Origin of the sequence: Streptomyces sp. NPDC020489, assembly GCF_044386545.1 — a bacterium.
GTDB lineage: Bacteria > Actinomycetota > Actinomycetes > Streptomycetales > Streptomycetaceae > Streptomyces.
This window is the reverse complement of record NZ_JBIRUZ010000020.1, coordinates 82250-98582: the sequence shown is the minus strand read 5'-3', so window position 1 is coordinate 98582 and position 16333 is coordinate 82250. Positions and strand designations below refer to the sequence as shown.

General features: G+C 73.4%; 18 protein-coding genes. 10 read left to right on the top strand and 8 right to left on the bottom strand.

All coding sequences use genetic code 11. The annotated features are described in order from the left end of the window. The first annotated feature begins 239 nt into the window (after positions 1-239). From ACH41F_RS37915 to ACH41F_RS37905, 3 genes are all read left to right on the top strand, one after another. On the top strand, positions 240-683 hold the full coding sequence (locus tag ACH41F_RS37915) for a hypothetical protein (RefSeq protein ID WP_398839554.1): 444 nt from the start codon (positions 240-242) through the stop codon (positions 681-683). 107 nt (positions 684-790) lie between these two features. Beyond that, a complete protein-coding gene (locus ACH41F_RS37910; protein WP_391241740.1) occupies positions 791-1087 on the top strand; it encodes a hypothetical protein in 297 nt (98 codons plus the stop codon). A gap of 50 nt (positions 1088-1137) precedes the next feature. Next, a complete protein-coding gene (locus ACH41F_RS37905) occupies positions 1138-2130 on the top strand; it encodes a YihY/virulence factor BrkB family protein (RefSeq protein ID WP_398839553.1) in 993 nt (330 codons plus the stop codon). A gap of 44 nt (positions 2131-2174) precedes the next feature. Here ACH41F_RS37905 and ACH41F_RS37900 read toward each other — a convergent pair whose 3' ends face one another. Next, the gene (locus tag ACH41F_RS37900) at positions 2175-2630 is read right to left on the bottom strand and encodes an STAS domain-containing protein (protein WP_391241738.1); all 456 of its coding nucleotides are present in this window, start codon (positions 2628-2630) and stop codon (positions 2175-2177) included. Between the two features lie 525 nt (positions 2631-3155). Here ACH41F_RS37900 and ACH41F_RS37895 point away from each other — a divergent pair. Next, positions 3156-4052 carry a glycosyltransferase gene (locus ACH41F_RS37895; protein ID WP_391241735.1) on the top strand — a complete coding sequence of 299 codons (897 nt, stop codon included), beginning with the start codon at positions 3156-3158 and terminating at the stop codon, positions 4050-4052. A 676-nt stretch (positions 4053-4728) separates the two neighbouring features. Further along, positions 4729-7872, top strand: a complete 3144-nt coding sequence (locus ACH41F_RS37890) for a BTAD domain-containing putative transcriptional regulator (RefSeq protein WP_398839593.1) — start codon at positions 4729-4731, stop codon at positions 7870-7872. 51 nt (positions 7873-7923) lie between these two features. On the opposite strand, the gene ACH41F_RS37885 is transcribed toward ACH41F_RS37890, so the two are convergent. The 3 genes from ACH41F_RS37885 to ACH41F_RS37875 all read right to left on the bottom strand — a co-directional run bounded on the left by ACH41F_RS37885 (position 7924) and on the right by ACH41F_RS37875 (position 11122). Further along, positions 7924-9612, bottom strand: a complete 1689-nt coding sequence (locus ACH41F_RS37885) for a bifunctional 3'-5' exonuclease/DNA polymerase (RefSeq protein ID WP_391241732.1) — start codon at positions 9610-9612, stop codon at positions 7924-7926. A gap of 78 nt (positions 9613-9690) precedes the next feature. Next, complete coding sequence (locus tag ACH41F_RS37880; RefSeq protein WP_398839552.1) at positions 9691-10410, bottom strand: Clp protease N-terminal domain-containing protein; 720 nt, start codon at positions 10408-10410, stop codon at positions 9691-9693. Positions 10411-10495: 85 nt separating this feature from the next. Beyond that, positions 10496-11122, bottom strand: a complete 627-nt coding sequence (locus ACH41F_RS37875) for a LysE family translocator (RefSeq protein ID WP_398839551.1) — start codon at positions 11120-11122, stop codon at positions 10496-10498. Positions 11123-11187: 65 nt separating this feature from the next. On the opposite strand from ACH41F_RS37875, the gene ACH41F_RS37870 reads away from it, so the two are divergent. After that, positions 11188-12297: a DUF2786 domain-containing protein gene (locus ACH41F_RS37870; RefSeq protein ID WP_398839550.1), complete on the top strand. Its 1110-nt coding sequence runs from the start codon at positions 11188-11190 to the stop codon at positions 12295-12297. 60 nt (positions 12298-12357) lie between these two features. Here the strand turns inward: ACH41F_RS37870 and ACH41F_RS37865 are convergent, their stop codons facing one another. From ACH41F_RS37865 to rpmB, 4 genes are all read right to left on the bottom strand, one after another. Then, the gene (locus ACH41F_RS37865) at positions 12358-12933 is read right to left on the bottom strand and encodes a DUF4232 domain-containing protein (RefSeq protein WP_391241720.1); all 576 of its coding nucleotides are present in this window, start codon (positions 12931-12933) and stop codon (positions 12358-12360) included. 118 nt (positions 12934-13051) lie between these two features. Then, a complete protein-coding gene (locus ACH41F_RS37860; protein WP_398839549.1) occupies positions 13052-13585 on the bottom strand; it encodes a hypothetical protein in 534 nt (177 codons plus the stop codon). Between the two features lie 44 nt (positions 13586-13629). Then, complete coding sequence (gene rpsN, locus ACH41F_RS37855) at positions 13630-13935, bottom strand: 30S ribosomal protein S14 (RefSeq protein WP_391241714.1); 306 nt, start codon at positions 13933-13935, stop codon at positions 13630-13632. A 30-nt stretch (positions 13936-13965) separates the two neighbouring features. Further along, complete coding sequence (gene rpmB, locus ACH41F_RS37850; RefSeq protein ID WP_398839548.1) at positions 13966-14202, bottom strand: 50S ribosomal protein L28; 237 nt, start codon at positions 14200-14202, stop codon at positions 13966-13968. Between the two features lie 62 nt (positions 14203-14264). Here rpmB and rpmG point away from each other — a divergent pair, with 62 nt between their 5' ends. The 4 genes from rpmG to rpsR are packed head-to-tail and all read left to right on the top strand — an operon-like array spanning position 14265 to position 16115. Then, positions 14265-14429, top strand: coding sequence for a 50S ribosomal protein L33 (gene rpmG, locus ACH41F_RS37845; RefSeq protein ID WP_019753828.1), 165 nt, complete (start codon positions 14265-14267; stop codon positions 14427-14429). 5 nt (positions 14430-14434) lie between these two features. Beyond that, positions 14435-14683 (top strand): type B 50S ribosomal protein L31, encoded by a 249-nt coding sequence (locus ACH41F_RS37840; RefSeq protein WP_391241709.1) that lies wholly within the window; start codon positions 14435-14437, stop codon positions 14681-14683. Positions 14684-14694: 11 nt separating this feature from the next. Beyond that, the gene (locus tag ACH41F_RS37835; RefSeq protein WP_398839592.1) at positions 14695-15876 is read left to right on the top strand and encodes a CobW family GTP-binding protein; all 1182 of its coding nucleotides are present in this window, start codon (positions 14695-14697) and stop codon (positions 15874-15876) included. 5 nt (positions 15877-15881) lie between these two features. Next, positions 15882-16115: a 30S ribosomal protein S18 gene (gene rpsR, locus ACH41F_RS37830; RefSeq protein WP_391241706.1), complete on the top strand. Its 234-nt coding sequence runs from the start codon at positions 15882-15884 to the stop codon at positions 16113-16115. Positions 16116-16333 lie beyond the last annotated feature (218 nt).

Here is a 16333-nt window from a genome sequence, read left to right as displayed (position 1 = left end):
CAGAGGCTCGATAAGCACTCTGACCAGCAACTATGACCGAGGATGACCTACGCCGACCATTCGTCAGGGAAACTCGTAATGCGTAGGTCTCGGGTTCGAATCCCGAAGGCGGCTCTGTAGAAGCCTCAGGACTCACTCGCCGTGACCTGGGGCTTTTGCTTTTCTCGGCCCGGGCGTCGACCGACACAGCCTCCCCCGTTCGTGCCACCCGATCCAAGGGGTGCGCGCGAGGGGAGCGCATGTGCGGAGAGAGCCGGCAAGCGCTCCGCCGTGTCACTGGTTGGTACGGCCGTAGTGCGGGGCTCAGGCAGGCCGAGGCGGCACGTCACGCGGGTGACCGGCAGGCCGACGCGCTGCTCGAGTCCGTCCGACTCACGATCCAGTCCGAGCAGGTGCAGCGCTCGCTCGCCCAACGGCGCCAGATCTACGTGGAGTTCCTCGGGGCCGCGGAAGCGCGAGCCCTGACCGAGCGCACGGGGAAGGGCGGTTCCGACGACGAGGCCCTTCTCCAGCGGACGCTGAGCGCGGTGGTCCTGGAAGGTCCCCCGGGGGTCGCCGCCGCGGCCCGGCATCTCGTCGACTGCTTGCGCCGCCATGAACTGCCGGACGATGTCGACCGGGCGAAGTCGGCCTTCGTGGCGGTGGTCCAGGAAAAGAGGTCCGGACCCGGCGAACCAGCCTGACGTGGGCCTCTGTCCGCAACCCCCGGCGAGGGCTACGCTGTCCGTACAGGCCCCAGCCCCCGGCAGCGATGCGTTGTTCCGCTCCGCTCCGGTCCGGGAGGCCCGCGGTGTTCGTCCTGTTTCTCGTCCTGGTCGTGGTCTTGTTCGGTCTCGGCTTCCTGAACCCCCTCTGGTGGGTGGCCGCAGCCGTGTTGGTCTTCGGCGTCACCCGGCACGCCCGCGATGGCGGCGCAGGCCGGAGCCGTGGGGGCGGTTCGGCTCTCGGGGGCTACCGGGACTACGAGGACTACCGGGAGTACCGGGACCACCGGGCTCGTCAGGACCGCTGGGAACGCCGCTACAGCCGCCAGAACCGGGGTCGCTGGGGGCGGGAGGACGGTCGGGGCCATGAACACCGGGGGTGACCGATGAGCCCCTTCGGTCGGCACCGGCAGCGTAGGAGTGGGTGCCGCTCATGGAATGGCTGCGAAGACTGCCGGTGATCGGAAAGCTGCTGCGCACGCACGCTGGGCGGGCGTTCCTGCGGCTGGACGCGGTCCACTGGGCCCGGCTCGCCGCGGCCATCACCTTCACCAGCTTCGTCGCGCTCTTCCCGCTGATCACCGTGGGCGTGGCGATCAGCGCCAAGCTGCTGAGCGACGACCAACTCGGGGACCTCAAGGACGAGATCGCCGACCAGGCGCCCGGCCTCTCCGATCTGCTGGACCTGGACAGTCTCGTCGCGCACGCCGGATCGGTCGGACTGATCGCGGGCGCCCTGCTGCTCGTGATCGGCGTCAACTGGGTCAGCGCCCTGCGCGGGTCTCTGCGCGCGGTGTGGGAGAAGGAGCAGGACCCGGGCAATCCGTTCCTGCTCAAGCTCAAGGACTCCATGGTGCTGGTCGGCCTCGGCGCGGTCGGGCTGGTCGCGATCGGCAGTTCGGTGTTCGCCAACATCGCCGTCGGCCGGGCCGCCGACCAGACCGGCATCGAGGGCGGGGTGGGGCGGGCCCTGCTGTTCCTCGTCGGCCTGGCCATCGCCGTGGTCGTCGACTTCATCCTGCTGGTCTACGTGCTCACCCGGCTGCCGCAGGTGCATCCCGGTCGGCGCGCGGTCCTGGTCGCCGCGCTGATCGGTGCGGTGGGCTTCGAACTGCTCAAGTGGTTGCTCACCGGCTATCTCCAGGGCGTTGCGGGCAGGAGCATGTACGGCGCCTTCGCCGTGCCGGTCGCCGTCGTGCTGTGGATCAACCTCATGGCCAGGCTGCTGCTGTACTGCACCGCCTGGACAGCGACCCAGACGGGAACGGACGCTCGGTCCGGCGAGACCGCCGGGGATGACGGCCCGCAGCGCGAGCTCGGCCCCGCAACCGCGACCGCAACCGGAACCGCCGCCGCCCCACAGCGGGCGCCGGCCGACACCGACGCACCAGCGGCGGCACCGCGCCCTCGGAAGCACGGCCCCTGATCCGAACGCGGTTCCTCATGCACGGCCACCCCGGACAGGCGCCCCTACGGCCCCGTCCCCGCCTGGGCAGGACCGCCCCTGTCCCTCGCCCGAGACGACCGGCGGAAACGGGACCGGTCACTGCGGAGCGGCGGCCCGGTCCCGGCGGGGACGTCCCGAGCGGAGGCGGCAGATGCCTGAGCGGGCACGCCGAGGAGCAGGGCCCCCGAACCGGTGAGGTCGAGTATCAAACCCAGGGTCGGTGGCGGGTGGTGCAGTCGCAGGGCGCCGCCGGCCACGGCGGCCCGCTGGGACGCGTCCAGGAACGCGTTGAGGCCGCTGCAGTCGCAGAAGGTGACGGGGGTGAGGTCGACGTCGATGGTGCGGATACCGTCGCCCAGGCACCGTGCCAGTGCCGTGCGCACCAGCGGCGCCGATTCCAGGTCGATCTCACCGGCCAGGGTGATGAGGGCCCGGTGCCTTCGGTCATGGCGGTGGACGGTGAGCTGTGGGAGGGGCATGACGCCTCGGTTCGGGAGACCGTCCGGCAGCGCACGCGGTGAGGCGGGGATTCCCGGCCCCCGTCACGCGCTCCCGGCAGGGACGTACGTGCGGTGGAGGCGGAACGACGGCCGGTCCGAGGGCCTGCGCGACAGGACCGAGGATCCGCACGGTTCCCTCCAGGGCTGCACCGGGTGACGGACCGAAGGCCCGTTCCTCACAGCCATCTGTGTCGAGTGACGACAGGCCGCCGGGATCTGGGGCGTCCGTACAGCAGCATAGTCCTCGACCCGGTCGGACGGGCGGCCGTACGTCGGCCATTCCCGGTGCCCCGGCGCTGCTTCCGCCGACCGCGGCCACTTCGGGCGTACGGCACGCCGGACCCCCGTGACCTTCCCTGGCCCGTCGCCTGGTGGGAGCCGCCCGCGCGGGGCTGACGGTGCCGGCAGGCGAACCGGCGTCGGTGCCGGGGCGTACGTGAGAAGTCCTTACCGTGAACGGCTAGCATCGCGGCGGTACTTCGCGAGCCGGGATGAGGTGAGGGCATGGGGGAGGCGCCGCGCGTCGCCGTCGCCGTGGTGACCATGGGGAACCGGCCTGAGGAGGTCGACGCCCTGCTGGAGTCCGTGGCCAAGCAGGACCTGCCGCCCACCCGGATCGTGATCGTCGGCAACGGCTGCCGGCTCCCGGAGTTCGCCCAGCGGCTGTCGCTGCCGGGCGAGGTCACCGTCGTGGAGCTGGCGGAGAACCTCGGCTGCCCCGGCGGGCGCAACGTCGGGATCGCGCGGCTGCGGGAGTTCGGCGACGTCGACGTCGTCGTCGAGCTGGACGACGACGGGCTGCTGGTCGACGCCGACGTACTGCGCCGCGTACAGGAGTTGTTCGCGGCCGACGAGCGGCTCGGCATCGTCGGGTTCCGGATCGCCGACGAGCACGGGGAGACCCAGCGGCGGCACGTCCCCCGCGTCGGCGCCTCCGATCCGCTGCGCGGCGGGTACGTCACCGGCTTCCTCGGCGGCGGGCACGGCTTCCGCATGACGATGCTCGACGAGATCGGGGACTGGCCGGCCCGGTTCTTCTTCGCGCACGAGGAGACGGACCTGGCCTGGCGGGCCGCCGACGCGGGCTGGAAGATCCTCTACGCGCCGGAGCTGCTGCTCCAGCACCCGAAGACCTCACCGGCCCGGCACGCCGTCTACTACCGCGTCAACGCCCGCAACCGCGTCTGGCTGGCCCGGCGTCGGCTGCCGCTCCCGCTCGTCCCGGTCCACCTCGGCGTCTGGGTGCTGCTCACGCTCGTACGGAACCGCTCGGTGCCGGGGCTGCGCGCCTGGTTCGGCGGGTTCGCGGAAGGTGTGCGGAAGTCGGCGGGCGAGCGACGGCCCATGCGCTGGCGTACGGTGTGGCGGCTCACCCGCCTGGGACGACCACCGGTCATCTGACCAGGCAGCTCTTGTGAACACGCCGGTCGGACGACCGCCGGCCATCTGACCAGCCAGCACCTGTGAACACGCGGGTCGCCCGGCCGGGCCCGTCCCGTGAAGACGCCGGTCGCCTGCCCAGGCCGGTCTCGTGAACACGCCGGTCGCCCGCCCAGGCCGGTCTCGTGAACACGCCGGTCGCCCGCCCAGGCCGGTCCCGTGAACACGCCGGTCGCCCGCCCAGGGATGCACGACGAGAGCCCCGGTCGTTCACCTCCGCCGACCGGGGCTCTCTCGCGTCCCCGGATCCGGCCGCGGCGGCAACACTCCCCCGAGTATCGCGTCGTACGCGCGCACCGACGGGCCAGATCCGATGGACTGATCACATCAGGTGCCACCAACAGATCGCTAACATGGGGAACATGTGGCCACCGGTCATGCCGGCGGTCCTCACCGGCATCGTCACCCGACTGGCGTGAAAACGCCGGTCAGGGGCATCGGACGGCCGCTGTGACAGCGGGTTCCGGCCGGACCGCCGGTCGGCGCAGGCGGCGGGAAACCACCGGGCGCGGAGCGGGATCCAGCCAGAGGCGGCGGGCTTGAGGTCCCGCCGGAAGCGGTGGGCCTCGGCCCGCCGGAGGCGACGGTGTGCACGTGCGCCTTTCGGGTTCGGCGCGTGGGAAGGCAGTGGTTCGGCGTGGAGCGGTACGAGCTGCGGTTCGGACTGCTGGGGCCGCCCGTCCTCTACGACGCCGGCACACCCCAGGTGGTGGGCAGCCCCAAGGCGCGCACCCTGCTGGCGGCACTGCTGCTGGAGTCCGGCCGTACCGTCTCGGTCGACTCGCTCAAGGACGCGCTGTGGGGCGGGGAGCCGCCCGCCTCCGCACAGGCCTCGCTGCACAACCACGTCACCCGGCTGCGGCGGCTCCTCGACGACCCCGAGCGGCTGCGGGCCGTACCGCCCGGTTATGTGCTGCGTGTCGAGCGGGGTGAGCTGGACGTCCATGTCTTCGACGCCCGTGCCGCCGAGGCACGCGCCGCGCACGCGGCCGGGGACTGGGCCGGGACGGTGCGCGCGTGCGGCGACGCCCTCGCGCTGTGGCGCGGCTCGCCGCTGTCCGGGCTCCCCGCCGAACTCGGTGGATACGCCTTCGCGCAACGGCTGCGGGAGGCGCGGCTGCTGCTTCTGGAACTTCGCTACGACGCCGAGCTCGCCGTCGGCGACCGGCTCGACGGTCTCGTCCTGGAGCTGACGTCCCTGACCGCCGAGCATCCGCTGCGCGAGGCCTTCCACCGTCAGCTGATGCTCGCCCTGCACCGCACGGGACGGCAGGCGGAGGCACTGGCCGTCCACCGCGATCTGCGCACCCGGCTCGTCGAGGAACTCGGGGTGGAGCCGGGCGCCGGGGTAAGAGAGGCCCACGTCGAGGTCCTGCGCGAAGCCGCGGGGGCACCCACCGGACCCACGGGGGCGCACACCGGTACGGCCGGGACATCCACCGGACCCGCCGGGGCGCTCCCCGGCCCCGCGGGGGCACCCGCACCCGCGCCAGCCCCCGCAGACGCCACGGACACGCCCGCCGGTGACCTCACGGATACGCGAACCCAAGCCGAGGCCGAGCCCGCGCCCGCCGCCTACCCCGAAGGCGCCGCCGCCGAGACCCGAGCCGAATCCACCCCGCTGCCCCGCCCCGCCCAACTCCCGCCGCCCCCGCCCCACTTCACCGGCCGCGCGGCCGTCCTCGACGACGTACGCCGGACCCTGACGGGCGACACGCCCGCCGTCGCCGTCATCAGCGGCATGGCCGGGGTCGGCAAGAGCGCCCTCGCCCTCCACGTGGCCCATGGGCTGCGGGACCGCTTCCCCGACGGCCAGTTGTACGTCAACCTGCACGGCGCCACCCCGGGCATGACGCCCCTCACCCCGTCCCAGGCGCTCGCCGCGCTCCTGCGCGACCTGGGCGCCGACCCGCGGTCCATCCCCGAACACCCGGACGCGGCAACGGCGTTGCTGCGCTCCCTGCTCGCGCCTACCCGCACCCTGATGGTGCTGGACGACGCCGGGACCGCCGCGCAGGTACGGCCGTTGCTGCCGGCCGGGCCCGGCTGCGCGGTGATCGTCACCAGCCGCTCCCCGCTGACCACCCTCGACGGGGCCCGCCGTTTCGCGCTCGCCCCGCTCTCGGCGGAGGACAGCGCGGCGCTGCTGCGGGCGGTGTCCGGTCGCGAGGCCGGCGAGGCGGCGGACGCGAACCGCATCGACGCCACCCACCCGCTGGTCGAACTCACCGGCCGTCTGCCGCTCGCCCTGCGTATCGTCGCCGCCCGGCTGGCCGCGCGCCGCGCCCTCACCCCTGACGTGCTGGCCGACCAACTGGCCGCCACGGAGGGCAGGTTGCGGCATCTGGAGTACGACGACCTGTCCGTGCGCCGCTCCCTGGCCGTCGCCCATGACGCGCTCGCCGCCTCCGGCCGCCGCACCGACCGGGACGCCGCCCTCGCGCTGCGCAGGCTGGGCGCCCTCGACCTGCCCACGTACGGCGCCCCCCTGATCGCCCGGCTCCTGGGCACCGAGACAAGCCGTGCCGAGGCCGCGCTCGACCGCCTCGTCGACGTGGCGCTCCTGGACGAGACGGCGTACGGCCGCTACACCCCGCACGACCTGGTGCGCGACTTCGCCCGCGAACTGGTCACACCCGCCGGGGCGCCCGACATCGCCCGCACCGCCGTGCGCTGGTACGCCGGTGTCGCCGAACGCGCCCTCACCGCGATCGTGGAGCCCGGTCTCGACCAGGACGAGCGCCGCCGCCCGACCGCCGCGCAGCCGCCCGAGCACGCGGCGCACGTGCTGTCCGTACCGGCGTTCGCCTCCGCCGAGGAGGCCTTCGCCTGGGGGACCTCGGAGCTGGAGAACGTCATCGCCCTGGTCGAGCGGTACGCGGACGCCCCCGACGACCGTACGGCCGCCCATGTCTCCACCCTGCTGCGGCTGTTCTTCCCCTACCTCCAACGCGGCGGCCGGGTCTCGGAGATGGAGGTGCTCGGGCGAGCCGCGCTCCGGCTGGCACGGCGGTTCGAGGACGAGGCCGCCGAGGCGTACGCCCTGCTCGACCTCGCCGGCCTGCACTTCCTCACCGGCCGCCCCGGCGAGGCCCTCGACCTCATCGACGACTCCCTGGTGCTCTGGCGGCGGCTCGGCATGGTCTCCCGGGTCCGGCGCGCCCTCGGCAACCGGGGTCTGCTGCTGGAGAGCCTCGGCCGGTACGAGGAGTCCGCGCAGGCGCTGCGGCAGAGCCTGGAGCTGTCACGGCAGCTGGACGACCCCTGGGGCGAGGCCGTCACCTACGGCCACCTGGGCAATCTGTACGAGCACACCGACCCGCGGGCCGCCATCGAACAGCACCGGCGCTCGCTCGCCCTCGGCGTCGAGATCGGCAACGTCATCGTGCAGCACTCCGCGCACTGCAACATCGGCTACGCCCATCTCACCCTCGGTGAACCGGAGGCCGCCCTGCCGCACTTCGAGGAGAGCCGGCGCATCCTCGGCGGCCACGGTGACTGGCACGGCGAGTCGCAGTCCCGGCTCGGGCTGGTGCGGGCGCTGCGGCTGCTCGGGCGTACGGAACGGGCCGAGAGCGAGTGCGCCGAGCTGCTGAGCCGCGCGGACGCCCGCGCCGACGGCTACGCGGGCGGTCTCGCCCGTCATGAGTACGGACTGCTGCTCCAGCAGCTGGGGCGGATCGAGGAGGCCCGCGCCCAGTGGCGAACCGCCCTGGCGGCGCTGCGCGACACCGACCGCGAGGAGATCGTGGCGGAACTGCGGAGCCTGCTCGACGACTGAGTATCCGGACGGCCACCGCCGAGCACCTCTACGCCACCGGCCCGACCCCGCTCACTTGGCGTCCGCATAGCACTCCACCACCGACGACGTGAACGGGAACCGCACCGGTGTCTCCCCGAACGTCAGCCGCGCGGCCAGCTGTGCCGCCTCCCGGATCGCCGCGACGACCCGCTCCGCCTCCTCCTGGGGGCAGTGCACGATCACCTCGTCGTGCTGGAAGAAGACCAGCTCGGCGGCCATGTCCGCACAGCTCTGGCGCAGCGCGGCGAGCAGCAGCAGGGTCCAGTCGGCGGCGCTGCCCTGGACGACGAAGTTGCGGGCGAAGCGGCCCCGGGCGCGGGCGTCGCGGGAGGCGTAGCCCGGTACCCAGCCGTCCTCGGCGGGTGTCCCGGGCGTGTCCTCCTGGGGGATGCCGGCCTCCTCGGCGGCGTCGCCCGCACCCGCCGGTGGCGGGCAGGTCCGCCCGAGCCAGGTCCGTACGAGCCGCCCCTCCTCGCCCGCGCGGGCGGCCTCGTCGACGTACGCCACCGCCTTGGGGAAGCGGCGTCTGAGCGCGGCGAGGTTCTTGAGGCCGTCTCCGGAGGTCTGCCCGTACACGGCGCCCAGGACGGCGAGCTTGGCCTGGTCGCGGTCGCCGGAGAAGGCGCGGTCGGAGACGGACTGGTACAGGTCGCTCTCCCGGCCGGCCACCTCCATCAGCCCGGGGTCGCGGGAGATCGCGGCGAGCACGCGCGGCTCCATCTGGTCGGCGTCGGCGACCACGAGCCGCCAGCCGGGGTCCGCGACGACGGCCCGCCGGATCACCTTCGGGATCTGCAACGCGCCCCCGCCGTTGGTGACCCAGCGTCCGGTGACGGTCCCGTGGCACAGGAACTCGGGCCGGAACCGGCCCTCTCGCACCCAGTCCTGGAGCCAGGACCAGCCATGGGCGACCCAGATCCGGTACAGCTTCTTGTACTCGATCAGGGGCTTCACGGCCGGGTGGTCCACGTTCTGGAGCTCCCAGCGGCGGGTCGAGCTCACCTTGACGCCGGCCTGCGCGAACGCCTTGACGACATCGGCGGGCAGGTCGGGCCGGACCCGGCGCCCGAACGCGGCGGACACCTCGTCGGCGAGTTCGGCGAGGCGGCGGGGCTCACCGCCGCCGGCGTAGCGCTCGCCGAGCAGGTCGTGTAGCACCTGGCGGTGGACGTCGGCGCTCCACGGCAGCCCCGCGCGGTTCATCTCGGCGGCCACCAGCATCCCGGCCGACTCGGCGGTGATCAGCAGCCGCATCCGGTCCGGGTGCGCGGTGGCGTCCTGGCGGCGCTGCTGGTCGGCGTAGACCTCCAGGAGGTCGGTCAGCGGCAGCCGGACGGCCTGCGGCTCGAAGAGGGAGGACTGCGAGCCCGGTCGGGCCGAGCGCTGCGGCGGATCCGGTGGTACGGGGCCGCCGCGCAGCCGGGCCAGGGCGGCGGCGGCCGACCGGGGCTCGCCGTACCGCCCCGCGTGGCCGAGCAGCAGGGTCTCGGCGTCCTCGACGTCGTAGCACCGCTCCACTCGGACCCCCGCGGCCAGCAGGCGGGGATAGACCTCGGCCGTGGACCGCCACACCCAGCGCGTCACCTCCGGCCGTCCCCGTACGGCCGCCGCGAGATCCCCCTCGCGCCGCACCGGCCCGGCGGGCAGCCCGTCCGGGCCGAGGGCGGCGATCTCCACACCACCGTCCTCGGCCGGGGCGAGAGCCCAGCGGTCGGTCATGGTGGCGAGTGTCGCAGGAGGGTCTGACAACGGCCTCCGGTCACGGCGTCACGGGGGCCGGTGGGGCCCTCCGCCCGGCTACTGCTCGTGGAGGGCCCGCAAGGCCTCGGTGATGTGCGCCTCCGTCGCGTCCTTGGTGATCCCGAGGTCCGACAGCACGCCCGTGCCGTGCTCGAACTCCAGGAGGGCCAGCAGGATGTGCTCGGTGCCGACGTAGTTGTGGCCGATGCGCAGGGCCTCGCGGAAGGTGAGTTCGAGGACCTTCTTGGCGTCGGAGCCGTAGGGCACGAGCTCGGGGGCCTCCTCGACGGCCGGCGGCAGCGCGGCGGTGGCCGCCTGGCGCACGGTGTCCAAAAGGACGCCCTGTGCGGTGATCGCCTGGGCGGCCAGGCCCTGCGGTTCGGCGAGCAGGCCGAGGAGGAGGTGCTCGGGGCGGCCCTCGGCGTTGCGGGCGGCGACGGCCTCGTTGTGGGCGGCCATCACCGTGTTGCGGGCCCGCGGGGTGAAGCGGCTGAAGTCCTGGGCGGCACCGGAGTCGGCGCCCTCCTTGGGCACGAACCGCTTCTGCGCGGCCTGCCGGGTGACGCCCATGCTCTTGCCGATGTCGGTCCAGGAGGCTCCCGAGCGCCGGGCCTGGTCCACGAAGTGGCCGATCAGGTGGTCGGCCACGTCACCGAGGTGGTCGGCGGCGATCACCGCGTCCTGGAGCTGGTCGAGCGGCTCGTGGTGGACCTTCTTGATGGCCGCGATGAGGTCGTCGAGGCGTACGGATGACGTGATGCTGGGGTTCGTCGACATGTGTCAACCTTAGGTTGACAGGGTCGCCATGTCAACCGATGGTTGACAGTGAAGAGCGTCCACGCGCGCGTGCTCGCCCCGCCCACTACTTCGGCGAGGAGGCCACCAGCCGCACCGCCAGCCCCGTGAACACCGTCCCGCTGAAGACGTTCAGTCCGCGCGCCACCCGCCGGCTGCGGCGCAGCAGGGCCGACAGCTTCCCGGAGACCAGCCCGATCGAGCCGTCCACCAGGAACCCCATGACCGTGATCGACAGCCCGAGGACCAGGAACTGCTCCCAGACGTGCCCCCTGTCCGGCGCCACGAACTGCGGCAGGAAGGCCACGTTGAAGAGGATCACCTTGGGGTTGAGGAGGTTGGTGACGGCGCCCTGCCAGAACGCCCGCCGCATGCCCGGCCCGGCCGCCGTCCCCTCGCCCATCGCCGAGCGGTCCCGGAACGCCTTCACCGCGAGGTAGAGCAGATAGGCCGCCCCCGCCCAGCGCAGCACGTGGTACAGCGTCGGCAGGGCCAGGAACAGCGCCGACAGTCCGAGCGCCGCGGCGACCGTGTGCACGAACATCGCGCAGGCCACCCCGAACGCCGCCATCACCCCGGCCGCGGGTCCGCCCCGGCCGCCCATCGCCACGATGAACATCATGTCGGGGCCGGGAGTCACACAGAGCGCGAGAGCGGCCACGAGGAAGGCCGCGTAGAGAGACATGTCCACCATGCGGCCATGCTCGAACGGACCCGGGGGAGCGGCGAGGGATTTCCGGGGAGTGAGACGATCGCCCCGTGACCAGCAGCAGTACCCCCAGCACCGTCGACCGCGCCTTCGAGGCTGCCCTCTACGCGGACTCCGACGCCGCCCTCGACACGGCGGCCTCCCTGCTCGCCGCCGACCCGACGGCGGACGCCGAACTGGACCGGAGGGGCCGGGAGTTCGTCGCACAGGCCTGGCGCCGCGGCTGGCAGCCCGCCGACCTCGTACGGATCGTCCGGCGCGAACTGGACGACGTACACCTGCGCCTGGCCGAGGCGCTGATCCGCGCGCAGGCGGCCGACGACCGCGCGCGTGGCCCTCGTTGGCGGGCGCAACTGGCGGAGCTGACCGCCGAGCCTGTGCAGATGGACCGATTCTCCCGGGCCACCGCGGTCCTGGAGCTGTACCGCCTGCTGCTCCGCCTCCCCGCGCTGGAGCCGCTGGAGGAGCCGGCCGGCCGGAAGGCGGCTCCCGAGTCGCGCATGCTCACCCGTATCCGCGCGCTGCTCGCCAAGGCGGAGGCGACCGGATACCCCCAGGAGGCGGAGGCGCTCAGCGCCAAGGCGCAGGAGCTGATGGCCCGGCACAGCGTCGACGAGGCGCTGCTGGACGCGCAGGCGCCCACCCATGACACGCCCGGAGCCTGCCGGATCGGTGTCGAGCCGCCGTACGAGCAGGCCAAGGCGGTGCTGCTGGACGCGGTGGCGACCGCGAACCACTGCCGCGCGGTGTGGAACGAGCCCTTCGCCTTCTCCACGGTCGTCGGCTTCGAGACGGACCTGGAGGTCGTGGAGCTGCTCTACACCTCGCTCCTCGTCCAGGCCACCACCGCGATGACCAAGGCGGAGGCGGCGCAGCGGGCCGGCGGCCGCAGGCGGACCAAGACCTTCCGGCAGTCCTTCCTCGCCGCCTACGCCCACCGCGTCGGCACCCGGCTGCGCGCCGCCGCCGAGACCCAGGTCGGCGCCGACCTGCTCCCGGTCCTCGCCACCCGCGAGGTCGCCGTCACCGACCGCCTCGACCGCATGTTCCCGCGGACCACCACGACCCGCCTGCGCGGCGTCAGCGACGAGGCGGGCTGGGTCGAGGGCGCCGAGGCGGCGGACCGGGCCCAGGTGAAGTCCCGCAGGCCGCTGGACTAGGGCAGGCGGGTCGGCCCGCGTCGCCGGAGCCGTCGCCCCGCGAGCCCTTCAGCGTCGCCGTCAGTCGCCGGTCCGCTGGAAGCCGGTCACCGAGGCGTCCGGCGTCCGCCCGTCGCCCTTCAGCGCCACCTCGCCGTAGGACCACGTGAAGTCGTACGTCTTGGTCGACCCGGGCAGCGAGAACGTCACGGAGTCCACGGCGAGGCTCTTGGCGCCGCCGTCCTCGCCGCGGAGGTAGGTGAGGGTGAAGGACGTCTCGGCGCCCTTGGCGAGGGTCGTCTTCTCCGAGGCGGCAGCCGAGTCGGCGGGCACGTCGGCGGAGGTGCCGCCCGCGTGGAGGGCGACGCCCGGCAGACCGTCCAGCGTGCAGGGCGCGCCGCTCTTGTTGGTGAGGGTGACCGGCACGTTGCCGGAGTCCCCGGCGGCCGGGGCGGGGTTGGCGGGCCCGACCCGCACCCCCATCTCGCCGATCACGCAGGCGGAACCGGCGTTCTTGCCTCCGGAGCCGGAGCCGGAGCCGGAACCGGAACCGGAGCCGGCACCGCTGTCCGTACCGCCGCCGTCTCCGCCGTCCGAGCAGGCGGTCAGCAGGAGGGCGGCGGCGAGGGCGCCGGCGGCGAGAGGGAGTGCGCGCATGTGGGGTCCTTGAGTGCTCGGGGTGCTGCGTGAACGCGTGCATGGATCATCACGCACGAGGCCCGACCTCGGTCGCCCGCCCCACCCCGCCCGCCGCGTGCCGGGCGCCCGTCAGGGGCTACGACCCCAGGCTCGCCGTCGGCAGGCCGGAGGGCAACGCGCCGCCCTCCGCCTTGGTGTACGTCTCCGCGCCGAGACCGCCCTCCCACGTCACCTTCAGGCGGGTCTTGCTGACGGAGTCGACCATGCCGGTGCGGCGGTCCTTGCTGCCGTCCGTGCACGTGAGGTGGATCATCCGCATGCCGTCCTCCTCGCCCGCGGTCCCGCTGCACACGGTGCCGCCGGTCGCGAAGAGGCCCGCCTCGGTGCCGTTGACCATCAGCACCACGGCCTTGCCCTTGGTGGTGGCCAGCCAGCTGCCCGCGAGCTCGGCGGAGGCGCCGGACGCGGAGGCGGACCCCGAGCCGCCGGTCCCGCCGCCCGTGTCCGCGGTCGCCGTCGTCGAGGCGCCGCCGCTCGGGGACGCGGAGTCCTCGGAGTCGCCGCCCCCGCCGCACGCGGTCAGCGTGAGCGCGCCAGCCAGGGACACGGCCGCCGCCGCGAGCCGCATCCGCCGGCGTGACGTGGTGCGCGAGAAGATCGCCGAAGTCACTGGGGGCTCCTAGCTGTAGCGGTCGACGCAAGGACCGCAGCAAGCTACCAGGACGACTTGCGGACCCCCGGCAGGTATCCGGCGTGCGCCTGTTCGCGCAGGCCGATCCGGGACAGGCCGAAGGCGCGGAAGTAGCCGCGCGGCCGCCCGTCCACCTGGTCACGGTTGCGCACGCGCGTGGCGCTCGCGTCCCGCGGCTGCCGGCTCAGCTCCCGCTGGGCGGCGGCCCGTTCGGCGTCGGTGGACGACGGCCGCCGGATGATCTCCTTCAGCTCGGCGCGCCGCTCGGCGTACCGGGCGACGACCTCCTGCCGCTTGTCGTTCTTCGCGATCTTGCTCTTCTTCGCCATACCGGTTCCTCCTCCGTTTCCTCGGGCCCGTCAGACCCGCACCCCGCGCGCCCGGATGCGGGCGACGGCGGCCTCGACGCCGATCGTGTCGACGGTCTTGATCCCCTTCGTGCTCAGCCGCAGCCGGACGTGGCGGCCCTCGCTGGGCAGCCAGTAGCGCTTGGACTGGATGTTGGGGTCGAAGCGGCGCGAGGTGCGCCGGTGGGAGTGCGAGATGCGGTTGCCGAAGCCGGGCCGGGCGCCGGTCAGCATGCAGTGGGCGGACACGGGTGATGCACCTCTCTCGAAGCAGTTGTGTAAATGGAATTCATTTTCAGTAAGATAGCAGCATGGCACGCAACGAACTCCGCCCGGTCATCAAGCTGCGGTCCACCGCGGGGACCGGCTTCACCTATGTGACCCGCAAGAACCGCCGCAACGACCCGGACCGTATGACCCTGCGCAAGTACGACCCGGTCGTCGGCCGCCACGTCGACTTCCGAGAGGAGCGCTGACCGCCATGCGCAAGGCGATCCACCCCGCCTACGGCCCCGTGGTCTTCCGCGACCGCGCCGCCAATTACGCCTTCCTCACCCGCTCGACCATGACGAGCGAGAAGACGATCGAGTGGGAGGACGGCAACACCTACCCGGTCGTCGACGTGGAGATCTCCGACGTCAGCCACCCCTTCTACACCGGCACGGCCCGTGTCCTGGACACCGCCGGACGCGTGGAGCGCTTCGAGCGCCGGTACGGGAAGAAGGGCTGATGTCAGGGCCGATGCTCTCCGTCGTGATCGTCGGCGGGCTGCACGTCGACGCCCGCAAGGCGACCGTCGCACAGCTGCTCGCCGAGGTGCCCGCCAGCGTCGCCCTCCACCACGACCTGGCGACGGCCGCGGTGGGCACGGTCGTACGGACCGTGCGGGACGCCTCCGGCCTGCTCTCCGCGGGGGAGGCGCCCCTGGTCAACGACTGCGCGTGCTGCGCGCTGCGCGAGGACCTGGTGCCGGAGCTGCTCCGGCTGGCCGACGACGGGCACACCCGGCTCGCGGTCGTCGAGCTGTGGGACTCGGTCGAGCCCAAGGCCATGGCGGAGGTCGTCACGGCCGGCGGGCTCACCGTCACCGGCGTGATCACCGCCGTCGACCCGGCGCTGGTCCTGCCCTGTCTGGGCAACGGCGACGACCTCGCCGAGCGCGGCCTCGCCGCGGCCGCCACCGACCAGCGCACGGTCGCCGACACCTTCGCCCGCCAGCTGGAGTACGCCCCGGTCCTCGCCGTCGTCGACTCGGAGGCGGCCGACGACGAGGACCGCGAGCTGCTCGCCCAGCTCCACCCGACGGCCCGGCAGGTCCCGGTCGGCCACACGGACCCGGTGGACGAGCCGTTCGACGCGCGCCCGGCCGCACCGGCGTCCGCGCGGTCGCCGCTGGCCGAGGCCGCCCTCGCCGGGTTCGACGTGGAGGCCGCGGCCGCCGCCCAGCACCCCGCCTGCGCCCTGCTGCCCACCGAGGCGGACGCCCACGGCGTCTCCACCCTGGTCTGGCACCGGTGCCGTCCCTTCCACCCGGAGCGGCTGTACGAGGCGCTGGAGGACATCACCTGCGCCGCCGCCCGCAGCCGGGGCAGGTTCTGGCTGGCCGACCGGCCGGACGTGCTGTTGCACTGGGACGCCGCCGGCGGGGCGCTGTGCGTGGAGAGCGCGGGCCCCTGGCTCGCCTCCCTGCCGGACGCGGCCTGGGAGATGGTCCCGCCGGTGCGCCGCGCCGCCGCAGCGATGGACTGGCACCCCGAGCACGGCGACTGCTGCCAGCACCTGGTGTTCACCTCGCCCGCCCTCGACCGCGACGGCCTCGAACGGCTGCTGGAGTCCTGCCTGTTGACGGACGCCGAGTACGCCGCGGGCCGCGACGCGTGGAAGCAGTTGCCGCCCGCCTTCGACACCCTCCTGGAGGTCTGACCCCGATGCCCCGCAAGCCCGAGCGCAAGCCCGCGAAGAACCGGCCCAACCCGCTGGACCAGGCCAAGATCACGTACATCGACTACAAGGACACCGAGCTGCTGCGGAGGTTCATCTCCGACCGCGGCAAGATCCGCAGTCGTCGGGTCACCCGGGTCACCGCCCAGCAGCAGCGGCAGCTGGCCCGCGCGATCAAGAACGCCCGGGAGATGGCGCTGCTGCCGTACAGCACTCGCTGAACCCCCTCCGCCAGGCCCCGGCGCGCAGCCCCCCGCGCGCCGGGGCCGAACTTTGCCTCCGTACAAGGGGGCGCGGGGTGGAACACAACCGGCGTCATACGCGTCTGTTCCTTTGCACGAGGGAGTCCGGCCCGGATGCCAGAGCGCCGGGGAAGGGATCCGACGCCCCGTACGTCACATCTGTAACCACAGGGGCACCGCGCGTGCACGTGCATCTG